25 protein-coding genes are annotated in these 24,832 nt (G+C 69.1%); 6 read left to right on the top strand and 19 right to left on the bottom strand.

Annotated elements, in window-relative coordinates; genetic code table 11:
• Positions 1-55: 55 nt before the first annotated feature.
• The 6 genes from D3869_RS08380 to ccoN all read right to left on the bottom strand — a co-directional run bounded on the left by D3869_RS08380 (position 56) and on the right by ccoN (position 5,795).
• Positions 56-580, bottom strand: coding sequence for a FixH family protein (locus tag D3869_RS08380; RefSeq protein WP_137139673.1), 525 nt, complete (start codon positions 578-580; stop codon positions 56-58).
• Between the two features lie 46 nt (positions 581-626).
• The gene (gene ccoG, locus D3869_RS08375) at positions 627-2,180 is read right to left on the bottom strand and encodes a cytochrome c oxidase accessory protein CcoG (RefSeq protein ID WP_137139672.1); all 1,554 of its coding nucleotides are present in this window, start codon (positions 2,178-2,180) and stop codon (positions 627-629) included.
• A 292-nt stretch (positions 2,181-2,472) separates the two neighbouring features.
• Positions 2,473-3,360, bottom strand: a complete 888-nt coding sequence (gene ccoP / locus D3869_RS08370) for a cytochrome-c oxidase, cbb3-type subunit III (RefSeq protein ID WP_137139671.1) — start codon at positions 3,358-3,360, stop codon at positions 2,473-2,475.
• 3 nt (positions 3,361-3,363) lie between these two features.
• The gene (locus D3869_RS08365) at positions 3,364-3,525 is read right to left on the bottom strand and encodes a cbb3-type cytochrome c oxidase subunit 3 (RefSeq protein WP_014238792.1); all 162 of its coding nucleotides are present in this window, start codon (positions 3,523-3,525) and stop codon (positions 3,364-3,366) included.
• 13 nt (positions 3,526-3,538) lie between these two features.
• Complete coding sequence (gene ccoO / locus D3869_RS08360; protein WP_137139670.1) at positions 3,539-4,279, bottom strand: cytochrome-c oxidase, cbb3-type subunit II; 741 nt, start codon at positions 4,277-4,279, stop codon at positions 3,539-3,541.
• Between the two features lie 19 nt (positions 4,280-4,298).
• Entirely contained in the window at positions 4,299-5,795 is a 1,497-nt protein-coding gene (gene ccoN, locus D3869_RS08355; protein ID WP_094301480.1) for a cytochrome-c oxidase, cbb3-type subunit I, read from the bottom strand.
• 246 nt (positions 5,796-6,041) lie between these two features.
• Between ccoN and D3869_RS08350 the strand changes: the two genes are divergently transcribed.
• Together D3869_RS08350 and D3869_RS08345 are read left to right on the top strand one after the other, a co-directional pair.
• The gene (locus D3869_RS08350) at positions 6,042-6,572 is read left to right on the top strand and encodes a hypothetical protein (RefSeq protein ID WP_094301479.1); all 531 of its coding nucleotides are present in this window, start codon (positions 6,042-6,044) and stop codon (positions 6,570-6,572) included.
• 117 nt (positions 6,573-6,689) lie between these two features.
• Complete coding sequence (locus tag D3869_RS08345) at positions 6,690-7,898, top strand: class I SAM-dependent rRNA methyltransferase (protein ID WP_137139669.1); 1,209 nt, start codon at positions 6,690-6,692, stop codon at positions 7,896-7,898.
• An 87-nt stretch (positions 7,899-7,985) separates the two neighbouring features.
• On the opposite strand, the gene D3869_RS08340 is transcribed toward D3869_RS08345, so the two are convergent.
• The 3 genes from D3869_RS08340 to D3869_RS08330 are packed head-to-tail and all read right to left on the bottom strand — an operon-like array spanning position 7,986 to position 11,141.
• Positions 7,986-9,299, bottom strand: coding sequence for a class I SAM-dependent RNA methyltransferase (locus D3869_RS08340; RefSeq protein WP_137139668.1), 1,314 nt, complete (start codon positions 9,297-9,299; stop codon positions 7,986-7,988).
• The gene (locus D3869_RS08335) at positions 9,296-10,717 is read right to left on the bottom strand and encodes a multicopper oxidase family protein (RefSeq protein ID WP_137139667.1); all 1,422 of its coding nucleotides are present in this window, start codon (positions 10,715-10,717) and stop codon (positions 9,296-9,298) included. The genes D3869_RS08340 and D3869_RS08335 overlap by 4 nt, the downstream gene beginning before the upstream one ends.
• Positions 10,718-10,724: 7 nt before the next feature.
• Positions 10,725-11,141: an acyl-CoA thioesterase gene (locus D3869_RS08330; RefSeq protein ID WP_137139666.1), complete on the bottom strand. Its 417-nt coding sequence runs from the start codon at positions 11,139-11,141 to the stop codon at positions 10,725-10,727.
• A 162-nt stretch (positions 11,142-11,303) separates the two neighbouring features.
• Between D3869_RS08330 and D3869_RS08325 the strand changes: the two genes are divergently transcribed.
• Positions 11,304-11,546: a hypothetical protein gene (locus tag D3869_RS08325; RefSeq protein WP_035670021.1), complete on the top strand. Its 243-nt coding sequence runs from the start codon at positions 11,304-11,306 to the stop codon at positions 11,544-11,546.
• A 12-nt stretch (positions 11,547-11,558) separates the two neighbouring features.
• Here D3869_RS08325 and D3869_RS08320 read toward each other — a convergent pair whose 3' ends face one another.
• Together D3869_RS08320 and D3869_RS08315 are read right to left on the bottom strand one after the other, a co-directional pair.
• The gene (locus D3869_RS08320) at positions 11,559-12,368 is read right to left on the bottom strand and encodes an ABC transporter permease (RefSeq protein ID WP_014238804.1); all 810 of its coding nucleotides are present in this window, start codon (positions 12,366-12,368) and stop codon (positions 11,559-11,561) included.
• Positions 12,365-13,249 (bottom strand): ABC transporter permease, encoded by an 885-nt coding sequence (locus D3869_RS08315; protein WP_137139665.1) that lies wholly within the window; start codon positions 13,247-13,249, stop codon positions 12,365-12,367. The genes D3869_RS08320 and D3869_RS08315 overlap by 4 nt, the downstream gene beginning before the upstream one ends.
• A gap of 169 nt (positions 13,250-13,418) precedes the next feature.
• On the opposite strand from D3869_RS08315, the gene D3869_RS08310 reads away from it, so the two are divergent.
• The 3 genes from D3869_RS08310 (at position 13,419) to D3869_RS08300 (ending at position 16,282) form a co-directional block, all read left to right on the top strand.
• Complete coding sequence (locus D3869_RS08310) at positions 13,419-13,817, top strand: DUF2946 family protein (protein ID WP_175426423.1); 399 nt, start codon at positions 13,419-13,421, stop codon at positions 13,815-13,817.
• Positions 13,818-14,110: 293 nt separating this feature from the next.
• On the top strand, positions 14,111-14,650 hold the full coding sequence (locus tag D3869_RS08305) for a YcnI family copper-binding membrane protein (RefSeq protein ID WP_137139663.1): 540 nt from the start codon (positions 14,111-14,113) through the stop codon (positions 14,648-14,650).
• A 15-nt stretch (positions 14,651-14,665) separates the two neighbouring features.
• A complete protein-coding gene (locus tag D3869_RS08300; protein ID WP_137139662.1) occupies positions 14,666-16,282 on the top strand; it encodes a CopD family protein in 1,617 nt (538 codons plus the stop codon).
• A gap of 6 nt (positions 16,283-16,288) precedes the next feature.
• Here the strand turns inward: D3869_RS08300 and D3869_RS08295 are convergent, their stop codons facing one another.
• From D3869_RS08295 to mutM, 8 genes are all read right to left on the bottom strand, one after another.
• Positions 16,289-17,350: an ABC transporter ATP-binding protein gene (locus D3869_RS08295; RefSeq protein WP_137139661.1), complete on the bottom strand. Its 1,062-nt coding sequence runs from the start codon at positions 17,348-17,350 to the stop codon at positions 16,289-16,291.
• A 193-nt stretch (positions 17,351-17,543) separates the two neighbouring features.
• A complete protein-coding gene (locus tag D3869_RS08290) occupies positions 17,544-18,728 on the bottom strand; it encodes an extracellular solute-binding protein (protein WP_175426422.1) in 1,185 nt (394 codons plus the stop codon).
• A 194-nt stretch (positions 18,729-18,922) separates the two neighbouring features.
• Positions 18,923-19,864 (bottom strand): GGDEF domain-containing response regulator, encoded by a 942-nt coding sequence (locus D3869_RS08285; protein WP_175426421.1) that lies wholly within the window; start codon positions 19,862-19,864, stop codon positions 18,923-18,925.
• 149 nt (positions 19,865-20,013) lie between these two features.
• On the bottom strand, positions 20,014-21,558 hold the full coding sequence (dnaA, locus tag D3869_RS08280) for a chromosomal replication initiator protein DnaA (RefSeq protein ID WP_137139659.1): 1,545 nt from the start codon (positions 21,556-21,558) through the stop codon (positions 20,014-20,016).
• Between the two features lie 634 nt (positions 21,559-22,192).
• The gene (rpsT, locus tag D3869_RS08275) at positions 22,193-22,453 is read right to left on the bottom strand and encodes a 30S ribosomal protein S20 (RefSeq protein ID WP_094301467.1); all 261 of its coding nucleotides are present in this window, start codon (positions 22,451-22,453) and stop codon (positions 22,193-22,195) included.
• Positions 22,454-22,626: 173 nt separating this feature from the next.
• Entirely contained in the window at positions 22,627-23,403 is a 777-nt protein-coding gene (locus D3869_RS08270) for an enoyl-CoA hydratase (RefSeq protein ID WP_137139658.1), read from the bottom strand.
• Between the two features lie 78 nt (positions 23,404-23,481).
• A complete protein-coding gene (locus D3869_RS08265; RefSeq protein ID WP_137139657.1) occupies positions 23,482-23,928 on the bottom strand; it encodes a hypothetical protein in 447 nt (148 codons plus the stop codon).
• 14 nt (positions 23,929-23,942) lie between these two features.
• Positions 23,943-24,785 carry a bifunctional DNA-formamidopyrimidine glycosylase/DNA-(apurinic or apyrimidinic site) lyase gene (gene mutM / locus D3869_RS08260; RefSeq protein ID WP_137139656.1) on the bottom strand — a complete coding sequence of 281 codons (843 nt, stop codon included), beginning with the start codon at positions 24,783-24,785 and terminating at the stop codon, positions 23,943-23,945.
• Positions 24,786-24,832 lie beyond the last annotated feature (47 nt).

Genomic DNA, 24,832 nt, shown 5'->3' with positions numbered 1-24,832 from the left:
AACCCGTGTGCTGGTGTGCCATTGCGTTCGGGACGGGGCGTTGAGAATGAGGCGCTTACTTGACGAAGAGGCGCTTTTCGTCCTGGTAATCACCCGTGGCGTGGTGGATTTCCACGCGCAGGTCCCACTGGCCGGGCAGCGGCAGCGCCACCGGGGCGGCGAAGCGGCCCTCGCCCAGATAGGGCAGGTCGAGGCGGACGTCGTGGCCCTCGCTGGTCGGGCGGATGAAGGCGACCTTCACCTCGGCGTCCTTCAGCAGGTTGCCGTATTTGTCGTGCAGCGTCAGCGCCAGGATGCCCTTCTGCGCCTCGGTGGCGGTGAAGTCGGTGGTGACCTTCCAGCCGCGCTCGGCCTGGGCGCGGGCGCCGGCCAGATCCTCGTTGTACTTCAGGCCCTTCATGAAATGCTGCTCGGTCTGGACACCGGTCCAGCTCGACAGGGCGAAGTGCAGCATCACGCCATTGACCGCGATCACGACGGCGAAGCCGGCCACGAAGATCCAGGGGATGTACCAGCCGGGCTGGCGGCCGGTCCGGCGGGGCGGGGTGCGGCGGGTTCCGGCGTCGGTGGACAGCGTCATCGTCGTCTTGACCTTTGGTGAATGCAGCGCGAAGAGCCGGTCGGGATCAGTTGGCCGGCCCCATGAAGACGGAGTCATAGGTCGCCACCTCACCATCGGCCGAGGTAAGCCTGAAGGTAAGGGGCTGGGAGGCGCCTTGCAAACCGGTGCGCGGCGCGGTCACGAAAATTCTGTAGGTCGCCACCATGTCCGGATCGGCGGTCAGGCGCTGGGTGCCGGCCTGCTCGTCCTGGCCGTCGCCGGCCACCGACAGGCTGGCCCCCGCCACCCCGGAAACCGCCAGCGTGTAGGCGCGCGGGTCGCGGGTCATGTTGGAGATCTTGAAGGTGTAGGCGTTGCGCACCGACCCGTCGGACAGCGCCACGAACAGCGGGGCGCGGTCGCGCAGGACGCTGATGTCCAGCCCCGGCTTCAGCAGCAGCCCGACGCCGATGCCGCCGGCGATGACCAGCATCATCAGCGTGTAGAGGATCGTGCGCGGGCGCAGCAGGCGGAAGGGCACCGGCTGCCCGCCGGTGGCGACGGCCACCTGATTGGTCTGGGTGTCGAACGTGATGAGGCCGGTCGGCCGCCCGACCTTGGTCATGATCTCGTCGCAGGCGTCGATGCACAGGCCGCAGCCGATGCACTGCATCTGCAGCCCGTCGCGGATGTCGATGCCGGCGGGGCAGACCTGGACGCAGTTGAAGCAGTCGATGCAGTCGCCCAGCCCCTCGGCCTTGCGCTCCTCCCAGCTCTGCGACTTGCGCAGCAGGCTGCGGCCTTCGCCGCGCCAGTCCTGGTAGGTGACGATCAGGCTGTCCTCGTCGATCATCGCCGACTGGAAGCGCGGCCACGGGCACATGTAGGTGCAGACCTGCTCCCGCGCGAAACCGGCCAGCAGATAGGTGGTGGCGGTGAACAGGCCGATGAAGCCGAGCGCGGTCGAGGACACCTCGAAGCGCAGCATCTCGCCCAGCAGGGTCGGCGCGTCGGTGAAGTAGAAGATCCAGGCGCCGCCGGTCGCCACAGCGATCAGCAGCCAGATCAGGTTCTTCAGGACCTTGCGCCCGGCCTTCCGGGCGGTCCAGGGCCCCTGGTCGAGGCGGATGCGCTCGCCGCGGTCACCCTCGACCAGCCGTTCGACCCAGACATAGAGGTCGGTCCACACCGTCTGCGGGCAGGCGTAGCCGCACCAGACGCGGCCCGCCAGCGAGGTCGCCAGGAACAGGCCCAGCGCCGCCAGGATCAGCGCGCCGGTCAGGTAATAGATCTGCTGCGGCCACAGCTCGACGAAGAACAGGTAGAAGCGGCGGTTGGCGAGGTCGAGCAGCACCGCCTGGTCGGGGGCGTTCGGCCCGCGGTCCCAGCGGACCCAGGGCAGCACGTAGTAGATCGCCAGGAGAACCGCCAGCGCCGCCCATTTGATGCGGCGGAAGGTGCCGTGCACCGCCTTGGGATAGACCTTGGCGTGCTTCTGGTACATCGAGCGCGCGGCGCGGCGCGGCGCCTTCGGCGGGGCGGCGGCGGGCGCGTCACCGGCGGCCGGAACCGGGCGTTCCAAGGCATCGCCGTCCAATCGGTCGATACGGGGCGGCGGCTGTTCGGTGGTCGCGCTCATGACCTCGCCTTCTTCTTCTGGCGTCCGCCGCGCAGGCGGCTTGGCCATGCCGACATGGTTCGGCGGTGGCGAGGGGACTATGGCGGCACAACGTCACAGGGGCATTGCGCTGGATCAAAGGATTCGGGGGCGCATCCGGCGACGCCACCCTCCCCCGCGCGCCCGTCGGGGCCCGGACGACCAGCCGCCCGGACAAAGAAAATGCCGGGGAGTCGCCTCCCCGGCACCGAAGTCCGGCGGACCCGCCAGGGGGGCGTCCCCCTCCCCGGCCGGTCCTTCCTGTCTGGACGGCTTACTTGCCGCCGCCCAGGTTGTGGACGTAGACGGCCAGCGACTTGATCGTCGCGTCGTCCAGACGCTTCGACCAGGCGGGCATCACGCCGGCGCGGCCGTTCGTGATGGTCTGGACCAGCGTGGCCTTGTCGCCGCCATAGAGCCAGTTGGCCGTGACGAGCGGCGGGGCGCCGACGTCCATGCCGACCGCGAGCGAGCCCTGCGCGTTCTCGCCATGGCAGGCGGCGCAGTTCTCGTCATAGACGGTCTTGCCCTTCTCCGCGGCGGCGGCGTCGGTCGAGCGCTTGTTCAGCGACAGGACATACTCGGCGACCTGACCGATCTGGTCGCGGTTCAGGATGCCGTCCTTGCCGAAGGCGGTCATGCCGATGCCGACGGTGCCGCGGGTGTCGCCGTCATCCGCACGGATGCCGTGCTGGATGGTCTTGTAGATGTCGGCGGTGGTGCCGCCCCACAGCCACACGTCGTCGGCGAGCGTCGGGAAGCCCTTGGCGCCCTGGCCGCCGGCGCCGTGGCAGGCCGCGCAGTTCTCGTTGAAGTAGGACCGGCCGCCGGCCATCGCGAAGGCAAGGAGGTCCTTGTTCTTCTGGATGTCCTCGACGGAGGTCGCGGCGATGGCCGTCAGGTACTTTTCCTGGGCCTTCTTGCCGTCGGCGACCTTCTGCACCAGCTCCTCGCGCTGCGAGTAGCCGAGCAGGCCCTTCGTGTAGCTCTTGCCCAGCGGCCAGGCCGGGTAGAGCACGTAGTAGACGAGGGACCACGCGATGCAGACGTAGAAGATGTACAGCCACCACTTGGGCAGGGGGTTGTTCAGCTCCCGCAGGCCGTCCCACTCGTGGCCGGTGGTCTCGACGCCGGAAAGGGCGTCCTTTTCTTTCTGTGCCATGGCCTAAAACTCCTGACCATCTTCCTTGAGCGGGATCCGGGAGGCGTCTTCGAACTTGCCCCGGTTGCCTGGCCACATGGCGTAGACCACGATGCCGGTGAAGAGCAGGGCCAGCCAGACGGTCCAGAAGGACCGCAGGGCGACAGTGATCGAATCCAAATCCATGGACCCCTCCCGGTTACTGCTGGAGCTGCTTGGGCGACTGGTACTTGGTGAAGTCCACCATGGTGCCCAGGACCTGCAGGTAGGCCACCAGCGCGTCCATTTCGGTGACGCCCTTGTTGCCCGTGAAGTTGGCCACGACGGCCTTCGGGTAGCGCTTCATCAGACCGGCCGTGTCGGCGTCCGGGTTCTTCTGCGCTTCGAGGTCGGCCTTGGCACTGGCGATCTGCTCGTCCGTGTAGGGGACGCCGACGATGCGCAGGGTCTTCATGTGATCCTGGATGTCGGTGTACTTCAGCGGACGATCCTTCATCCAGGCGTAGCCCGGCATGATCGACTCCGGCACCACGGCGCGCGGATCGACCAGATGGGCGACCTGCCAGTCGTGGGAGTACTTGCCGCCCACGCGGGCCAAGTCCGGACCGGTGCGCTTGGAGCCCCACTGGAAGGGATGGTCGTACATGCTTTCCGCGGCCAGCGAGTAGTGACCGTAACGCTCCACCTCATCGCGGAACGGACGGATCTGCTGGCTGTGGCAGTTGTAGCAGCCTTCGCGGTAGTAGATGTTCTGGCCGGCCAGTTCGAGCGGCGAATAGGGACGAACCCCGTCCACCTTCTCGATCGTCGACTCGATCGTGAACAGCGGGACGATCTGGACGAGGCCGCCGATCGACACGGTGATCAGGATCAGGACGATGAGCAGAAGCGTGTTCCGCTCGATCGTGTCGTGACTAAAGCCCTTTTTTTCCTCAGCCATTTTCTCAGTTCCTCCGGCGTCAGGCCGCACCGACCGCCGCCTTGTGCGGGGCGGAGGCATAGGGCTTCTCGATGCGGACGTCACCCTTGGCCGTGCGCCACAGGTTGTAGACCATGATCAGGGCACCAGCCAGGAACAGCACGCCGCCCAGAGCACGGATCACGTAGAAGGGATGCATGGCCGCGACCGTCTCGACGAACGAGTACTGGAGGAAGCCGAGGTTGTCGTAGGCGCGCCACATCAGGCCCTGCATGATGCCCGACACCCACATGGCGGTGATGTAGAGCACGATGCCGATGGTGGCGGTCCAGAAGTGGTAGCTGACCAGACGCAGGCTGTAGAGCTGCGAGCGCTTCCACAGGACCGGGACCAGATAGTAGATCGCGCCGAAGGAGATGAAGGCCACCCAGCCGAGCGCACCGGAGTGCACGTGGCCGATCGTCCAGTCGGTGTAGTGCGACAGGGCGTTGACCGGCTTCACCGACATCAGCGGGCCCTCGAAGGTCGACATGCCGTAGAAGGCCACCGACGTCACGAGGAAGCGCAGGACCGGGTCGGTGCGCAGCTTGTCCCAGGCACCCGACAGGGTCATGATGCCGTTGATCATGCCGCCCCAGGACGGCATCCACAGCATGACCGAGAAGGTCATGCCCAGCGTCTGCGCCCAGTCCGGCAGGGCCGTGTAGTGCAGGTGGTGCGGGCCGGCCCAGATGTAGAGGAAGATCAGCGTCCAGAAGTGCACGATCGACAGGCGGTACGAATAGACCGGCCGCTCCGCGCGCTTCGGAACGAAGTAGTACATGATGCCGAGGAAGCCGGCGGTCAGGAAGAAGCCGACCGCGTTGTGGCCGTACCACCACTGCACCATGGCGCTCTGCACGCCCGAGACGAACGGGTAGGACTTCATCCCGGTCAGCGACACCGGGACGTTGACGTTGTTGCCGATGTGGAGGATCGCGACGGTCAGGATGAACGCCATGAAGAACCAGTTGGCGACGTAGATGTGCGACTCCTTGCGGGTCATCACCGTGCCGATGAACTGGATGGCGTAGAGGACCCAGATGACCGTCAGGTAGAGGTCGAGGATCCACTCCGGCTCCGCATACTCCTTGCCCTGGGTGTAGCCGAGCACGTAGCTGAGCGCCGCCAGGACGATGAAGATGTTGTAGTTCCAGAAGACGAACTTCGCGAGGCCCTCGCCGCCGAACAGGAACTGGCGGCTGGTGCGCTGCACGGAGTAGAGCGAGGTGGCGAACAGGACGTTGCCGCCGAACGCGAAGATCACGGCCGAGGTGTGGACCGGCCGCAGGCGCCCGAAGCTCGTCCACTCAAGGCCGAGATTCAGCGCCGGAAAAGCGAGCTGCAGCGCGATGAAGACGCCGGCGAGGAAGCCGACGACGCCCCAGAACACTGCAGCGATGACGAAGAGTCGGACGGCGTCTTCGTAATAACGCACATTTTCCGACACCCGCTGGCTGCCCAGGGCGGCCCCTGGCGTCAGAGTCGCTGATGTCATTCAATCTCTCCCGTTTGCCCCGGGCGGCTCGGGCCGCTCCCTCTGAGGTTGCACCACCGCTGGGTACGTACTGTTAAGGAGGGGGGCAGGTTCACATACGATGCACTTCTTATGCGGACGCCGGTTGCGCCTGCCTCCAATAATCCCAATATGTGTAGGGGTGGACCTTGCAACATTGATCTACGTCAACGACCGGTCTTACCGGTGCCTGCCATCGTTCACCGTCCTTCACGCGGTCGGACGGGCATGGACGAAAGCTTCATCGCGAAACCTCTCGGTCAGCGTCAGATCGACCAGGCCTATCCGCTGGTGCGGGCCATCTTCCCGGACTTGCCGGTGGAGCAATGGCGCGCATTTGCCGCAGCACTTATCGGGCCGGTTGATACCCCCGCGACGCCGTCGGGCATCATGACCGTGCAGAACGCACGGGGGTACCTCCATGGACTTTTCTCATACGCTATTGCGGAGCATCTTCGCCACGGCCGAATTCTGGCCGTGGAGAATTTCGTCGTGCTCGATCTGTTCGACATGACGGGCCCGGCGGAGACTTTGCTGCGCTCCATGGACCGGCTGGCGCGCAGCCACGGATGCACGGCGATCCACACCTCCCTGCCGGAATTGCTGGCCGGGGCGGCCGGGTCGCGCGGGTCCCTGCTGACCTGCTTTCACCAGGACGGGCACCGCACGGAAACCTTGCGGCTGTGCAAGGCGATGGACGGCGCCAACGACAACCGCGCGCATCGGTCGCAGGCGGAAAGCCCGCTCGGCATCCCGTAAGTCCCGCCGGAAGCGTCAAGTCCCCCGTCCCATCCCGCGAATCCATCCCCCGTTTCCCACGACTCCGGCGACGTGACCGTTTGCTCGGCGGGCGCGAGCGGCTAGGATGCGGCCATCATGACCGACACCCCCACCACCCCCGTCAAGTACCGGGCGATCCATCTGCAGGCCGGCCGCCAGCGGCGCGTCCTGCACGGCCACCCCTGGGTCTATTCCAACGAAGTCCAGATGGACACGGCGGCCAAGGCCATCCCGCCGGGCAGCCCGGTGCGCCTGCTGGACCCCGGCGGGACGCCGCTGGGCATCGCCACCTTCAACCCGCACACGCTGATCGCCGCGCGGATGCTGTCCAGCGACCCGGCGACAGTGGTCGACCACGCCTTCCTCGCCGGGCGGCTGAGGCGCGCGGTGGCGATGCGCGAGGCGCTGTTCGACCGGCCCTACTACCGCGTCGTGCACGCGGAGGCCGACGGGCTGCCGGGGCTGATCGTGGACCGCTACGGCGACGTGGTGACGGTGCAGGCCAACAGCGTCTTCATGGACCAGCGCATCGACGCCATCCTGGCCGCCATCGACGAGGTGCTGGCCCCGCGCGCGGTCATCCTGCGCAACGACAGCACCCAGCGCGCGCTGGAAGGGCTGCCGGAGGAAAGCCGGCTGGTGAAGGGCGAGATCGACGGCCCGATCCGGCTGGAGGAGAACGGCGCCACCTTCTTCGCCGACCCGCTGGGCGGGCAGAAGACTGGCTGGTTCTACGACCAGCGCGACAACCGCGCCTTCATCGCCAAGCTGGCGAAGGGCAAGCGGGCCATCGACTTCTTCAGCTACAACGGCGGCTTCGGCGTGCTCTGCGCCGTCGAGGGCGCGTCGTCGGTGGTGTCGGTCGACCGCTCGCAGGGGGCGCTGGACAACGCCACCCGCGCCGCGGAGGCCAACGGGGTGGCCGACCGCTTCGAGGCGCGCCGCGCCGACGCCTTCAACGAGCTGGAGCGGCTGAACGCCGAGGGCGAAACGTTCGAGGTCGTCATCGCCGACCCGCCGGCCTTCGTGAAGTCCAAGAAGGACCTCGCCGTCGGCTGCCGCGCCTACCGCAAGATGACCCGTCTGGCCGCCAAGATCACCGCGCCGGGCGGCTTCCTGCTCTGCGCGTCGTGCAGCCACAACGTCGACCCGCCGACCTTCGCCGAGCAGGTCGCCCGCGGCCTGCACGACGCCGGGCGGACCGGGCGCATCCTGCGCAGCGCCGGGGCCGGGCCGGACCACCCGGTGCACCCGCATCTGCCGGAGTCGGCCTATCTCAAGGCCATCGTGATGCAGCTGGACTGATGGGCCTCGCCACGAAGGCACGAGGATGGTGATGATCGTCGTGCCTTCTTGGTCCCTCGCTCCCCTCGCCGAACCTACGGGCAGACCCTACGGGCGGCTGAACACCCCGACGACCTCGACGTGGGCGGACCACAGGAACTGGTCCACGGGGTAAACGCGGCTCAACACGTACCCGCCGTCCACCAGCGTCCGGGCGTCGCGGGCGAAGGTCGCGGGGTTGCAGGACACCGCCACCACCCGCGGCACCTTCGACCCGGCCAGCGCCTGCGCCTGGGCGGCGGCGCCGGCGCGCGGCGGGTCGAAGACCACCGCGTCGAACCGCGCCAGCTCCTTCGCCGTCAGCGGGTTCTCGAACAGGTCGCGCCGCTCCGTGGTCAGGCGCAACGCCCCCGCCGCCTTGTTCAGCGCGGCCAGCGCCGGGGCGTCCCCCTCCACCGCATGGACCGCCGCCCGCTGGGCCAGCGGGACCGCGAAGGTGCCCAGCCCGGCGAACAGATCGGCCACCCGCTTCGGCTCCCCGATGTTGGCGAGCACGGCGGTGACCAGGGCGGCCTCCCCCTCGGCGCTCGCCTGGAGAAAGGCACCGGGCGGCGGGGTGACCGGCAGTCCGGCGAAGGACACCGCCAGCGGACGGCGGTGGGCGATGGGCTCCGATGTGCCACGCTCGTCCGCCTGCCAGGAGATGCGGGCCACCCCCTCCGCCTCGCCGAAGGCCACCAGCCGTTCCCGCGCCGCGCGGTCCAGGCTGCGCGGCCCGACCAGCACGAGGTCGATCCCGCCCTCCAAGTCAGTGGCGATCACGTCGCAGCCGCTGCCGTCCGGCAGAACCGACAGCAGCAGCCCGCGCAGCGGCTCCACCAGGGCGAACAGGCCGGGCCGCAGCACCGGACACTCCGTCAGGTCGGTCAGCCGGTGGCTCATCCGCTCGTTGAAACCGAGCCAGACGCGGCGCCCCCGCTTCAGCGCGGCGAAGCGGGCGCGGCGGCGGGCGGCCGGTGGCGTCCGCGACAGCGGCTCCAAGGGCGTGTCGCCCAGCCCGACGCGGGCCAGGGCCCCCTGCACCAGCCCGACCTTCCAGGCGGCGTAGGCGGCGTCCTCCATATGCTGGAGCGTGCAGCCGCCGCAGGTTCCGAAATGGGAACAGGGCGGCGTGGCGCGTCCCGGGCCGGGCTCCAGGATCTCCAGCAGGTCGGCGCGCAGACCGTCTCCCTTGGCGTTGGCGGCCTCCTTCACGGCCACCCGCACGCGGTCGCCGGGGACGGTCAGCGGCACGAAGAGCTTGGCGTCTTCGAAGCTGGCGATGCCGTCGCCGCGGGCGCCGACCTCGGTGACGGTCACCTCGGCGGTACGGGGGGCAGCGCTGCGGGGGGACGGGCGGGGTTTGGGGGCGGGTCGTTTCACGCGGTCACTCTCAGGACGGCCATCATGCCGGTCTCCTGATGCTCCAGAACATGGCAGTGGAGCATCCAGTCGCCGACCTCTTCGGCCACGAAGGCGATCTCGGCCGTCTCACGGGGGCCGAGCAGGACGGTGTCGCGCCACTCGCGGTGTTCGGCCGGCCGGCCGTTGCGCGAGAGGACGCGGAAGGGAAAGCCGTGCAGGTGCATGGGGTGCCACCAGCCGGTCTCGTTGACGAAGGCCGTCACCTGCGTTTGACCGCGTTTGACGGTGATGAGCGGCTCCGGATGATGATGCTCCATGGATGAATGGCCTGGGGCAGCCACGCCGTTCAGCGCCCAGAAGGGGCCGCGCGGCCCGGCACCCTTCGGCATGGCGCCGTGCATCCCGCCGTCCAGCACCACGTCCTGGCGGACAGCGCCGGCAAGGTCGGGCTCCGGCAGCGGGTTGGCGGGCAGCGCGACCGGGGCATCCAACGGCGAGTCGCGCAAGGGGGCCTCGCCGCTGTAGGTCAGCCGGGTCAGCCGGTAGGCCATGCGCGGGTAGAAGCCGTCGACCACGTCGAAGCCTTCGCCCGGCCGGCCTTCCATGTCGATCACGAGGTCGGCGCGCTGGCCGGGCGCCAGCACGACCTTGCCGTCCGGCGGGGCGTGCGGCGTCACCGGCTGGCCGTCCAGCGCGATCACCCGCGGCGCGTGGCCCTGGAAGTCGAGCGCGAAGACGCGGGCGTTCGCCGCGTTGATCAGGCGCAGGCGGACGCGCTCCCCGGCGCGGACCGGCACGCTGTCCCGGACGGCGCCGTTGATGGTGACGGTGTTGCCGATGCGCCCGGCGTGGGTGGCGTCCATGGGGTGACCGAAACCGCCGGCCAGCTCCGCCTCCTTCGTCAGGCGCCAGTCGCCGAGCAGCCAGAGCAGGTCGCGGTCCACGCGGATCGGCTCGCGCTCCTCCACGATGAAGGCCCCGGTCAGGCCGTGGGCCACCTGCACGCCGCTGTTGACGTGGGGGTGGTACCAGAAGGTGCCGGCGTCCTTCAGCGGGAATTCATAGTCGAACCGCCCGCCCGCCGGCACCGGCGGCTGCGACAGGCCGGGCACCCCGTCCATGGCGTTGGGGACGCGCAGGCCGTGCCAGTGGATGGTCGTCGCTTCCGGCAGAGTGTTGGCAAAGGCGATGCGCGCCGTGTCGCCCTGGCGGAAGCGCAGCTCCGGCCCCGGAACCCGCCCGTCATAGGCCCAGACCGCCGTGTCGGGAAAGCCCGTCCCCGCCAGATTGGCGCGGGCCGGGCCGGCGGACAGGCGGACCACCCGTCCCTCCCCCACCGCCGCCCCACGGGCCGCGCGCGGCAGCAGGCCGGCCCCGGCCAGCAGGACGGAGCCGGTCAGCAGATCGCGGCGGGTCAGCGGGAGAAACGGCGGCACGGTGTCCTCACACGTAGCGGGCCAGGGCGTCGCGCAGGTCGGCCGGCACCGGCGTCGGACGGTGGCTGTTCTTGTCGACGATGACGCAGACCGCCTCCTGCACGGCGATGCAGCGGTCGCCGTCGAAGATCGCCGCCCCCAGAATGACGGAGGTGTTGCCGACCTTCGCGACCCGCGCGCCGACGCGGATGTCCGCCGGGAACATCAGCTCCGCCTTGTAGTCGATGACGCTGCGCGCCAGCACCACGGTCCAGGGGGACTCGGCTCGGAAACCGCCGCAATCATGGACCAGCGACACGCGGAGCTGCTCGAAATACACGCCAATGGCGTTGTTGTTGACGTGGCCGAGCGCGTCGAGGTCGGCGAAGCGCACATGCTCCGCGATCCAGAAACGGTAGAGGTCGGGGCGGGTCGGATCGGTCATGGTCGCCTGTCGGATGGTGGTTCCGGCCGAATGTGGCCGGTGCGGCGGGCCGGGGCAAGCCCGGGCATGACGGTCATTCCCCGCACCGTCCCGATTTGCCGCGCCAAGCCGGGCGGGCCGGTGTTATAGGAGTCGCACCATACACCCGCAACGGACCGCAAGATGAGCAAGGACAGCACCAACCAGACGGCCGAGGCCCTCTTCGAGAAGGCCCTGTCGGTCGCCGAGAAGCATCTCGAGGCGGCGATCAAGGAAGGCGGGGTCCTCGGCCCCTACATCGCCGTCGCCATGATCGAGGCCGCCGTGAACACCGCCGTGGACGAGACCAGCCACGAGGACGTCATCGACATGCTGCGCGATCTGGCCGCCCAGATCGAAGCCGACGCCGACGAAAGCGAAGAATAAGGTTTGCCGCCGTCACGCGGGGTCCGGCTGCCGGCGCGCTTCGCGCCGGCGCAGGATTTCGTAGACGACGGCGCCCAGGATGGTCAGCGCGATCAGGATCAGCGACAGCGCGTTGACCGCGGGCGTCAGGCCCGTGCGCACCTTCGAGGCGATGTAGACCGTCAGCGTGGTGTCCAGCCCGCGGACGAACAGCGTCGTGTTGTAGTTCTCGAAGCTCTGCAGGAAGGCCAGGAAGGACGCCGACAGGATGGCCGGCGTCAGATAGGGCAGCGTGATCCGCCGGAACACCTGCCCATGGGTGGCGCCCAGATCCAGCGCCGCCTCCTCCAGCGTCTGGTCGAACCGTTGCAGCCGCGCCAGGAACAGAAGCATCGCGTAGGCCGCGATGAAGCTGGACTGCGCCAGGATTGTCAGGAACAGGCCGCCGGTCACCCCGAACCACTCCCGCCAGAAGACCAGTGTGGAGATGCCGACGATCACCCCCGGCGTCAGCAGCGGCGACACCATCACGGCGTAGAGGAAGGTCCGCGCCCGGCTGTGCAGCCGGTCGAGCAGCAGCGCCGCCGCCAAGCCCAGCGGCACCGCCACGGCGATCACTCCCGCCCCGACCAGCAGGCTGGTCCCCAGCGCCTGCCACATGCGCTGGTCGGCCCACAGGGCGCCGAACCATTGCAGGGTGAAGCCCATCCAGGGGGTGACGGTCGGGAAGCGGCTGCTGTTGAAGGTCGCCGCCGCCATGATCCCCAGCGGCAGGAACAGGTAGCCGAAGAACAGGACGAGATAGGCCCCGGTGACCCAGCGGCGGAAGGTGGCAGCCGTCATTTCGCGATGTCCGTGAGGCCGACGCGGAACAGCCGCATCATCAGCAGGATGAAGGCGATGCACAGGATCAGCAGGATAAAGGCGTAGGCCGCACCCTGGTTCCAGTTCCCGCCCTCGAAGAACCAGTTGTAGATGACCTCGGTGAACCAGCGGCTCTGCGGCCCGCCGAGCAGGGCCGGCACGGCGTAGCTGCCCGCCGCCAGCATGAAGGTCATGATGCAGCCGACCGCGATGCCCGGCTTGGCGTGGGGGATGACGATGCGGCGGTGGATGCGCAGCCAGCCGGCCCCCAGGTCGCGCGCCGCCTCGATCTGGTTGCGGTCCAGCGACTCCATGGCGTTCATGATCGGGAACACCATGAAGAGGATGTAGACGTAGACCATCCCGATGATGACCCCGGCGTCGCCGCCGAGCAGACGCTGCGGCTCCGAAAACACGCCGAGCCCGACCAGGAGCGCGTTCAGCGGCCCGTTGAAGGCCAGGATGATGTACCAGGCGAAGGTGCGCAGCAGCTCGTTGATCCAGAAGGGCACGACGAGCATCAACACGAGCAGCGGCAGGCGCCGCCGCGGCGCCACCTGCGCCATGTAGAAGGCCACGGGGTAGCAGACCGCCAGAGTGACGGCGGTGACGAGGCTGCTCGCCCAGATCGTCTTGAGGAAGATCGCCAGATGGATCTGGTTGGTCCACAGCGTTGCGTAGTTGCGCAGCGTGTAGACGTCCTCCGGCCCGCCGGCCTTGCTGGGCGGCAGTGACGGGCGGAAGGAGAAATCCACCATCAGCAATTGCGGCAGCACGACCAGCAGCAGCAGCCACGCGGCCACCGCCAGCAGGATCGCCGCGGTCAGAACCGGACCGTACCGGCGCAGCACGCCGCCCATGACCACTCCCCCACCCGCCGAGATTCTAGGATCGAAAGCCTCTCACGACCCCGGGCCGGAGCGCAAGCGAGGCCATGCCCCGGCAAAAGACCACAACTTTATTGCCTTTTTTCGAGGCTTGGACTGTGCCCATAGTGGGGACATGCGTGCATGGCGGACATCCGGTGCGATGAGGGAGGCAACAGCGTGGGTCGCCGCGCTGGTGCTGGTCTTCCACGCCCTGGTCATGGCCACCCACGTCCCGGCGCCGCTGGCCAGGGTGCTGGCGGAATCGGCGCAGCTCGCCATGGCCGGCTCGATCTGCCATTCGGGTTCCGCGCCCGACGCCTCCGCCGCGCCGCACGCCGACCATGGCCCCGTCCCCGACGGCACGCCGGGCCACGTCACCTATTGCCCGATCTGCCTGTCGCTGGGCGGCGGGTCCCTGCTGGGTCCGGCCCTGGCGCCGGCCCCGCTGCCGCCGGCCGGAATCGTGCTGGCCGCCGTTCCGCTGCCCGAGGACGACGCGGCGGGGGCCGGCCGCACCCCGCGCGCCTTCTCCGCCAGGGCGCCTCCGGTGGGTGTCTGAACCGAGTTTCCTCGCAGACACCCATTCACAGGCACGGACCTGCGGCTGAACGGCCTTTTTTCGAACGCGACCCGCGTCTTTTCCCGTCTCTCCCGTCGTTACTGACGGTTGCCCCCTCCCTAACCCTCCCCCGCTTCGCAGGGGAGGGGACTGCCGCCGCTTCGCGCAAGGCACCCTCTCCCGCGGAGCGGGGGAGGGCAGGGGTGGGGGCCGGTGCGGAAACGGAGACGCCGTCGATCGGAACAAGGCCCTACGGCCACATCCGGAGCCTGCGCACACACCGGAGAGTTCCCATGATCCGCAACACCCGCGGCGCCCTGCTGGCCGCCGCCGTCCTCGCTTGCCTGCCCGGTCTTCTTCCTGGTTCCGCCGCCCTCGCCCACACCACGCTGGAGACCAAGCAGGCCCCCGCCGCCAGCACCTACAAGGGCGTGCTGCGCGTCGGCCATGGCTGCGGCGCCTCCCCCACCGTCGCCCTGCGCGTGCAGATCCCGGAGGGGGTCATCGCGGTGAAGCCGATGCCCAAGCCCGGCTGGACCCTGACGACCAAGGAAGGCCAATACGCCAAGGCCTATGATTACTACGGCGAGTCGCTGAGCAAGGGCGTCACCGAGATCGCCTGGACCGGCGGCTCGCTGCCCGACGCCCATTACGACGAGTTCGTCTTCCGCGCCCGCCTGCCCGACGCCGCCCCCGGCACCGTGGTCTATTTCCCCGTGGTGCAGGAGTGCGAGACCGGCGTGCACCGCTGGATCGAGATTCCGGAGCCGGGCAAGACCGACCACGACGTCAAGGAGCCGGCCCCCGGCGTCACCCTGACCGCCAAGCCGTAAGGGAAGGAAAAACGCATGCGCCGGCTGGTCGTGGGGTGGGTCGCCGCCCTGATGCTGCTGTCCCTGTCCGCGCCGGCCCTGGCGCATGCCGTGCTGGTCGAGAGCGTCCCGGAGGACGGGGCGCGGCTCGACAGCCCGCCCGCCGAGGCCGTGCTGCGCTTCAACGAGCCGGTGCGGCCGGTGTCGGTGACGCTGACCGGCCCCGGCGGGGTGACGCTTCCCCTGCCCGCCCCGGCCGCCGGGGACGGGGCGCTGCGCGTCGCCCTGCCCGGCGGGCTGGCGGTGGGGACCCACGTCCTCAGCTACCGCGTCAGCTCGGCGGACGGCCACCCGGTTGCCGGATCGCTCCTGTTCGGGATCGGTGCGGAACCGGAACGACCGGCGGAGCTGGGCGGAGCGACCCCGCCGGCGACGCTGCTGGCCGCCGCGGCGCTGCGGGGGCTCCATTACGGAAGCCTGCTCGCCGCGGTGGGCGGCGGGCTGTTCCTGGTTCTGGTGGCGGGGCGGTGGAGTCCGCTGAACCGCCGCCTGCGCCCCGGCCTGTGCCTGGGCGTCGGCGTCGCCGCGCTGGTGGCGGTGCTGAACGCCGGGCTGGCCGGGGCGGTGCTGGAAGGGGCGCCGCTGTCCGCCCTGGCCGGCGCGACGCCCTGGATCGCCGGCCTGACGAGCACGGCGGGGCCGAGCGTCCTCCTGGCGCTGCTCAGCCTGATCGCCGCCGCGCTGGGACTGGCGCTGGAAGACCGCGGAACGGCGGGCCGCGTCCTGCTGGTCATCGGGGCGGTCGGGGCGGCGCTGGCGCTGGCCGCCACCGGCCACGCCGCGACGGCGGAGCCGCGCTGGCTCAGCGTGCCGCTGGTCGCCTTGCACGGTCTGGCGGTGGCCTTCTGGATCGGCAGCTTCTGGCCGCTGGCCGTGCTGCTGCGGACGGAGCCGCCGACCGAGTCGCTGCGGCTGGTCCGCCGCTTCTCCGCCATCGCGGTTCCGGCGGTGGCGATGCTTCTGCTGGCCGGAGCGGGGCTGAGCGTGTTGCAGATCGCCGACCCGCGCAGCATCCTGACCACCGCCTACGGCCAGATCTGGACCGGCAAGATCGTCTGCGCGCTGGCCCTGCTGGCGCTGGCCGCCGTCAACCGCTGGCGGCTGACGCCACGGCTGGAGACCATGGGCGCCAAGGGAGCGGACCGGCTGCGCGCCAGCGTCCACACCGAGATGGTGGTGGCCGCGCTGGTCGTGCTGTTCACCGCCGGGCTGGGCACCACGCCGCCGCCGCGCACCCAGGCCCCGCTGGTCTTCGCCGAAAAACCGGCGGGCTTCAGCACCGCGGTCGTGGCGCGCGGGCGCACGGCCATCGTCACGGTGACCCCGGCAACGCCGGGAGCGAACCGCGTCGAGATGCGCCTGACGGGACCGGACGGCGCGCCGGTCGACGCGCTGGAGGTGTCGGCGGAGCTGGCCCTGCCCGCCGCCGGGATCGAGGGCATCACCCGCCCCCTGCCCAAGCTGGCGCCCGGCGTCTACGCGGCGGACGGGGTGGCCCTGCCGGTGGCTGGGTCCTGGGCGGTACGGCTGGACGCGCTGGTCAGCGACTTCGAGAAGGTGCCCTTCCGCGCCGCGGTGCCAATCGGGCGCTGATTGCGGTCAGGCCGGCGCGTCCGGCAGAACCACGGCGTCCTCGGCCCGGAAGGCGATGCGGGCGGGTTCGCCGGGGGTCAGCGGCGGCTCGTCGCCGAGATGCGGGACCTGGACGGTGATGCCGCCCTCCAGGAAGGCGTTGATGAAGGCGCCCTCGAAATCGCGGTGGGTGACCCGCGCCTCCAGCGCGTTCTCCGCCCCCGCCCCCGCCGCCATGCGCTCCGGCCGGACGAACAGGGTGGCGCGGTCGCCGGGCGACAGGCGGCGCGGGTTGCGCCCGATCAGACGGCCACGAGGCGTGTCCAGAGCGGCCAAGCCCCCCGCCGACTCGGCGACGGTGCCGGCGAAGCGGTTGTTCTCCCCGACGAAGGAGGCGACGAAGGCGGTTTCCGGGTGGTCGTAGATGGCCCGGCCGTCGCCCACCTGCTCCAGCACGCCCCTGGACATCACGCCGATCCGGTCGGACATGGTCAGCGCCTCGCCCTGGTCGTGGGTGATGTAGATGAAGGTCACGCCGGTCCGCTTCTGCAGGTCGCGCAGCTCGGCGCGCATGTGCTGGCGCAGCTTGAGGTCCAGCGCCGACAGCGGCTCGTCCAGCAGCAGGACGGCGGGCTCCACCGCCAGCGCGCGGGCGATGGCGATGCGCTGGCGCTGGCCGCCCGACAGCTCCGTCACCTTCTTCTCCGCGGCGTCCGGCAGGGCCACGAGGTCGAGCAGCTTGCGCACCCGCCCCTGGCGCTCCGCCGAGGGCACGCCGCGCACCTCCAGCCCGAAGCCGATGTTCTCCGCCACCGTCATCAGCGGGAACAGGGCGAGATTCTGGAAGATCAGCGCGGTCGGCCGCCTGTTCGGGCCGATGCCGCGCATGTCCCGCCCGCCGATGCGGATGGCGCCCTCCGTCGGCTCCATGAAGCCGGAGACCATGCGCAGGATGGTGGTCTTCCCGCAGCCCGACGGGCCGAGGAAGCTGAAGAATTCCCCCGCCCCGACCGTCAGCGACACGTCGCGGACGGCGGTGACGGAACCGAACCGCATGGTGACGGACTCGAGCTGGACGTCCTGACTCATAGGCACCTGATTGGAATGCTGGAAATCCCCGGTTGGGCCGCCGCCTTTAACCCTCTCCCCTCCGGGGAGAGGGTGGCCCGGAGGGCCGGTGAGGGGGTTGCGCTCGTGCCGGACGTGGCGCCATGCACAACCCCCTCACCCTAACCCTCTCCCCAGGGGGAGAGGGGACAATCGGGACGGGAGAGGGTCGCACTCACGCGGCCAGGAAGCGGTCCTGGTACTCGTTGCGGATGGAGACGTACCAGGCCTCCTGGATCGGCCACCACCACAGCTTCTGCAGCGCGTCGCCCGGATAGGCGTCGGCGAAGAACTGCTTGTTCAGGTCGGACAGATGCGCCTCCGCCCCGACCGCCGTGCTGGAGATGCCGGAGTGGTTGGTGTAGAGGGCGCCCGCCTGCGGCGTGTAGAACCAGTTGATCCAGGCGTAGGCCTGCTCCAGGTTCGCCGCCTTGGCCGGAATCGCGAAGCCCTCCATCCAGGCCAGCGCCCCTTCCTTCGGCGCCAGGAAGCGGATCGGCAGCCCCTCCTTGCGCAGGGCGACCGCGGACGAATCCCAGGTCTGGCCGATGACGCAACCGTTGGTGCGGAAGGCGCCCTGGGCCTCGTTCTCGTTCGACCAGAACTGGCCGATGGCCTTCTTGTTGGCGGCGGCGACCTGAAGGATCGCGTCGAAATTGGCGCGCGCCTTCGCCTCGTCCTTGAACTGCTCGCGGATCGGGTGGGGCAGCTTGCCCTGGCCTTCCAGCCACAGGCCGATGCCGATCAGGCCGGAATGGCCGCGCACCGTCACCTTGCCGGCGTGCTCCGGCTTCCACAGGTCGCCGTAGCTGGCGGTGCCGTAGGTCAGCGGCGCCTTGGCCTGATCATAGGCGATGGCCTCGGTCCCCCAGTCGGCGGGGGCGAAGAAGCGCTTGCCGCCGACCACGCCGCCCATGGCGGCGGAGCCCTCGACCGCCGACTTCAGGCAGCCGTCCCACGTGACCTTCGATTCGTCCAGCGGCTGGACCAGCTCGAACTCCACATAGTTCGGCACGCGGTCCACCGTGGGGTGGATGATGTCGAAGCCGGCGCCACCGGTGGCCTTGAGCTGGTTCAGCAGCTCGTCGTTGGTGCCGTATTCGGTCAGGCTGGCCTTGATGCCGGTCTTCTTCTCGAAGTCGGCCAGCATGTCCGGGCTGATGTAGCCGGCCCAGGAGAAGATCTTGACGCTGCCCGACGCGGCGCGGCCCTCGCGCAGGATGAAGGGGCCGACCGCGGCGACGCCCGCGGCGGCGGCGGTCCCCTGGAGCAGCAGGCGGCGGGTGAAGCCCTTGGCGGCGCGCTGCGTCTCGGCGCTGGAGCGCTGTTCCAGGCTGGTGGTTTCCGGAACCTTGGTCATGGCACCTGCTCTCCCCTTTTCTTATTGGCCCGAAATCATGCCGGCCATCCCGATCGCGGGGCCGGTCGCGGGGCCGGTCCAGCCGGACTCCGCCGCAGCGGCAACTGTGCCGCGATATCCGGGCGCCGTCCATGGCTCAAGCGGGCGTGGGCGCAAACTTCATCGGGCTGTAACGCCCCACGATCCTCCGGGCGCTACATCACGTAGAAGCGGGCCTTCACCACCACACCGTCGATGCCGCAGACCACGGTGCGGTTGCGTCCACTGTTCTTGGCGAAGTAGAGCGACTCGTCGGCCCGCTTGATCAGGTCGGCCACCGTCTCCGTCCCGTCCGCCGGGGAGATGCCGATGCTGACGGTGAAGGCGAACAGGGCGCCCTCGGCGGTCCGGGCGGTCAGCGCCTCCGTCGCCACGCGGATCTCCTCGGCCTTGGCGATGGCCGTCTCGACCTGCGGGGCCGGCAGGACCATGCAGAACTCCTCCCCGCCCATGCGGCCAAGGAAACCGCCGGGCGGCAGGCGGGCCGCGCAGGTCTGGGCGAACAGCTTCAGCGCGAGGTCGCCGTTGGAATGGCCGTAGGTGTCGTTGACGCGCTTGAAATGGTCGATGTCGAACAGCGCGACGGCGAAGGGCATGGCCTTGTCCGTTCCGTTTGCGCCTTGCAGAAGCCGGTGCTGCTGCTCCAGCCGCTCCATGAAGCGGCGGCGGTTCAGGACGCCGGTCAGGTAATCGGTGTTCAGCATCTCCGCCATCACCCGATGGGTGCGGGTGATGCGTTCGCCGGCGCGCACGCGGGCGCGCAGCATCGGCATGTCGATGGGCTTGGTCAGGAACTCGTCGGCGCCGGCGTCGAACGCCTCGATCCGGCGCTGGATGTCGTCGTCGGCGGTCATCAGGATGGAGAAGGTGCGATGCTGGTCGTCCTCCGCCCGGATCAGCCAGCACAGCTCCAGCCCGTCCATCCGCGGCATTTCCAGATCGGTGATCAGGATGTGGATGTCGTGAAGATGGTAGAGGTCCAGAGCCTCCCGCCCGTCGCGGGCCAGCAGAACCCGGTACCCGTACGCCTCCAGGTGGTCTTTCAGGATCTTCCGGACAACGGAGGAGTCGTCGGCGACGAGGACGTTCGTCTCCATGGTTGATCCGGGAATCATGGCAGCCACCCCTTGCAGGCACCAGCGGGGTGTTACAAGGGTTTTGTATAAAATGCCATCATTTTCGGTAGGGGCATTCCGCGCGCCGGCTCCCACCCACGGGGGCCATCCACGGGGGCCACCCGGCCCGCTCAGCTTTCCAGCATGCGGCGGAGAAGCTCGACGTCCTCGGCGAACGCGGGGTCGGTGGTGCGCAGCTCCTCCACCTTCTTCACCGCGTGCATCACGGTGGTGTGGTCGCGCCCGCCGAACTTGCGCCCGATCTCCGGCAGGGAGCGGGCAGTGAGCTGCTTGGCGAGGTACATGGCGACCTGCCGCGGGCGGGCCACGGCGCGGGCGCGGCGGGCCGAATGCATGTCGGCGACGCGGATGTTGAAATGCTCCGCCACCCGCTTCTGGATCTCGTCGATGGTGACGCGGCGGTCGTTGGCGCGCAGCAGATCATGCAGCACCTCCTGCGTCGATTCCAGAGAGATGGCCCGGCCGACCAGCTCGGCGTGCGCGACGATGCGGTTCAGCGCCCCTTCCAGCTCGCGCACGTTCGAGGTGATCTTGTGGGCGAGGAATTCCAGGACCTTCAGCGGAATGGCCGCGTTCAGCGCGTCCGCCTTGGCCTGAAGGATGCCCAGCCGCAGCTCGTAGGTGGTCGGGTGGATGTCGGCGACGAGGCCCCAGCCGAGGCGGGAGCGCAGCCGCTCCTCCATGCCTTCCAGGTCGGACGGGCTCTTGTCGGCGGAGATGATGACCTGACGGTTCTGGTCCACCAGCGCGTTGAAGGTGTGGAAGAACTCCTCCTGGGTGCTGTCCTTGCCGCTGATGAACTGCACGTCGTCGATCATCAGCACGTCCACCGAGCGGAACTGCTGCTTGAAGGCCATGGTGTCCTTGAAGCGCAGCGCCCGGATGAACTGGTACATGAACTTTTCCGCCGACAGGTAGATCACCTTGCGGTTCGGATCGTTCCGCCGGATCTGCCAGGCGATGGCGTGCATCAGGTGGGTCTTGCCCAGCCCGACCCCGCCATAGAGGAACAGCGGGTTGAAGGTGACCGAGGTGGCGTCGGCGACGCGCCGGGCGGCGGCGTGGGCCAGTTCGTTCGGCTTGCCCACCACGAAATTCTCGAAGGTGAAGCGGGGGTCCAGCGGCGCGGAGATGTCGGTCCGATCCTCCAGCACCGAGGCGACCGCCGTGGGCGACTCGTCCGACGCGAAGGAGGGCGGCCCCGCCGAATAGGAGGACCCGATGTAGGAGGTCGCGCCGTAGGAGGCGGCCCCATAGGACGCGGATTGGCCGAGCGCCGCGGCCCGCGGGGCGGGCGCCGGGGGAACCGGACCGTCGGCGGCGGGGCCGTCTCCCGGACCGGAGTCGTGCGGCGCCTCGCCCCCGCTCTCGTCCGGCATCAGCATGGACGGCGCGTTGGCCGAGGCGACCACGACATCGATCGACAGCACGTCCGGATTCTCGCCGGCCCACAGGTTGCGGATGCGGTCGGCGTAGTGGGTCAGCACCCAGTCGCGCATGAAGCGGGTGGGCACGACGATGCGCACCTCCCCGCCGCGGATTCCGGCGAAGGAAAGCGGCTGCAGCCAGCTGCGGTAGGCGATCTCGCCCACCTCGTCCTTGAGGCGGCCCCGGATGCGGGCCCACTGCTGATCCAACGACGCGCCGACCGACATGCTTCCCCTACCCCGCTCCTTTCCCCCCGGACGGCCCCGCGCCGCAGGGGGCACCGTCCCGCCCGACCGAACCCAGACCCCTTGACTCCAGACCCCTTAATCTAGGCCCCGCGCCGGCAAAACGTTCCTCTCCTGAAGACTCCAACGGTGGATGCCTCCCAACTGGGCGGCAATACTATCCCTTCGGCGAAGTTGGACTCCGCCTTTGCCACGTCGAGTTTTAAGAAAAGCATCGCTCCAGGAGCAACGGGTTGAGTCGAGCCTCTTGAGCGCCCCGCAGCCTTGCCCGCCGCCTTGAACGTCTCCGTCCTTCAGCGAATGGCGCGTGACATCAAAGACAACATCGGTGCGCCATTCCCAACGGATGGAAAGTCTAATCAGCCGTCCCCGCCCTGGCAATAGGACAGAAAGCGAACGGTCCGGACTGCGGCAAAAATCACGCAGCGCTCCCGAACCTCGCCCCAGCCTTCACGCAAGACCAGAACCGCCGGAGGCGAGTCGCCGTCCAACAGCCGTGATCCCCTGCCCCGCCGGAGTATTGCCGGAGGACTCGGAAGGAACGGAGACTGTACTTATCAAAAACGCAAAAAGCCGCGCCCAGACCTGGTGCGCGGCTTTATAACGCCGAGTAAACTCAGAGAGCCTTGATGCGGGCCGACAGGCGCGACAGCTTGCGCGACACGGTGTTCTTGTGGAGAACGCCCTTGGAGGCTCCACGCATCAGTTCCGGCTGCGCGGCCTTGAAAGCCTCAGCGGCTTCAGCCTTGTTGCCGGACGAGATCGCCGTCTCGACCTTCTTCACGAAGGTGCGGATGCGGCTGACGCGGTTACGGTTGATCTCCGTACGACGCGCGGTTTGACGAATGCGCTTTTCAGCAGACTTATGATTGGCCATGAAAACCCTACTCCGGACGACACGCCTGTCCCAGTGCGAGGGGGCCTTATACGCTCCAGCCGAATGGGAGTCAAGGCACCGTCCAACACTGTTTCTCGGCAAAGGAAAGATTACGAGATCTTGACGGATTTCTGGTCCTCCCCCGCTAGATACGGGGGAGGAGTCGGGGGATGTCAGCGATGCTTCCAATCCGGCTGACGCTTTTCGGCGAAGGCGGCCATGCCTTCCTTCTGGTCTTCGGTGGCGAAAGTGGAGTGGAAGATTCGGCGCTCGACCCGGATGCCCTCGGACATGGTCGTCTCGTAGGCGGCGTTGACGGCGTCCTTGGCCATCATGACGACCGGGCGCGAGAGCTTGGCGATCTTCTCGGCGACCCGCACCGCCTCGTCCACCAGGTCCACCGCCGGCACGACGCGGCTGACGAGGCCGGCGCGCTCGGCCTCGGCGGCGTCCATCAGACGGCCGGTCAGGCACATCTCCATCGCCTTCGACTTGCCGACGAAGCGGGTCAGGCGCTGCGTGCCGCCGGCGCCGGGGATGGTGCCGATGGTGATCTCCGGCTGGCCGAACTTGGCGGTGTCGGCGGCCAGGATGAAGTCGGCCATCATCGCCAGCTCGCAGCCGCCGCCCAGCGCGTAGCCGGCGACCGCGGCGATGGTCGGCTTGCGGCACTTGGCCAGCCGCTCCCACTTGGCGGTGATGAAGTTGGCCTTGTAGACGTCCATGTAGGAGAAGCCCTGCATCTCCTTGATGTCGGCGCCGGCGGCGAAGGCCTTCTCCGAACCCGTCACCACGATGGCGCCGACGGAGTCGTCGGCCTCCAGCGCGTCCAGCGCCTGGCCCAGCTCAGTCACCAGCAGGTCGGACAGCGCGTTCAGCGCCTTGGGCCGGTTCAGCGTGACGAGCCCGACCGGTCCGCGGGTTTCGACGAGAATGGTTTCGTACGGCATGATGCAGCAGGCTCCCGTGGTTTGCCCCCTCGCTCGGGGCGGAGGGCGTTCTGGTTTGCTTTTGGTCTCTTTGGAGGATCAGCGCGGAATCAGCGAGAAGCGGACGACCGTGGCCGCCGCCTTCCGGGCGGCGGCGGGGGCCGGCTCGACGAATTCCAGGCGCAGCTCCTCGCCCTCCCGCAGGAAGCTGGCGCTACCGCCCGCCCGTTGCGGGGCGCGGCTCCAGCCGAGCTGCGGCATGGTCTGGTTGTAGAAGGACAGGACCGCGTTGCGGTCCATGGCGCCCGCCATGACGGACTGCGCGATGCGTCCGGCGGGCTTGTCGAAGACCAGCGGCGCCTCCTCGGCGGGGGCGAGGCCCGGCATGACCGGCACGTCCCCCATGCCTTCGACGTAGCGGGCGGAGTCGGCAGCCCAGGCGGAGGACGTTGCGGGCAATGGAACCCCGGCCAGACCCGCAAGGGCGGGGCCGGCGAGGAGGAGGGCGGCGAGCGTCGCCCTCGCGGTGGCCGATGGAGCCGTCATGCCTTCCACCTATATCAACGCTGGCGTTGCGGACAATAGAAAGTCGAACGGCCCGCCTGGACGATGCGGCGGACGCCCCCGGTCTTCGCGACATCGCAGGTGCAGCCCGGGCAGGGCGCGCCCTCGCGGTCGTAGACCGAGAACTGGTGCTGGAAGTAGCCGAGTTCCCCCGACGCCTGCCGGTAATCGCGCAAGGACGATCCGCCCGCGGCGATGGCCCGCTCCAGAACCGCGCGGATCGCCGTGGCCAGCCGCTCCGCCTTGGCGCCGGTCACCGTGGCGGCGATGCGCGTCGGGCTGAGGCGGGCGAGGAACAGCGCCTCCGACACGTAGATGTTGCCGAGCCCGGCGACCACGCTCTGGTCCAGCAGCGCGGCCTTGATGCTGGTCATCCGCCCGGCCAGCCGCGCGGCCAGCACCGGTCCGGAGAAGGCGTTGCCCAGCGGCTCCGGCCCCAGCGCGCGCAGCAGAGGGTGCTCGGCGAGCGTCTCCGCCATGGCGAGGTCCATCAGGCCGAAGCGGCGGGCGTCGTTGAAGGTCACCACCGTCCCGGCGTCGGTCTCCAGCACGACGTGGTCGTGGGCGCCCCAGGCGGCGGGCCGTTCCGGCGTGATGATCATGCGGCCCGACATGCCGAGATGGGCGATCAGCACCGTCCCGTCGTCCAGATGGACCAGGATGTATTTGGCGCGGCGGCGCACCGACTCGACGCGGCGCCCGGTCAGCCGCTCGCAGAAGCCGGCGGGAAAGGGAACGCGCAGGTTGGCGCGGCGCTGGAGCACCTGGACCAGGGTCCGCCCCTCCAGATGCGGGGCGAGGCCGCGGCAGACGGTTTCGACTTCGGGAAGTTCGGGCATGATGGCAAGGAGGATGGTGGGAAGCGCCGGTTGACGCAAGGGGCAGC

Source organism: Azospirillum brasilense (assembly GCF_005222205.1).
Taxonomy (GTDB): Bacteria; Pseudomonadota; Alphaproteobacteria; order Azospirillales; family Azospirillaceae; genus Azospirillum; species Azospirillum brasilense_G.
This window is presented reverse-complemented; position numbering and strand designations above follow the sequence as displayed.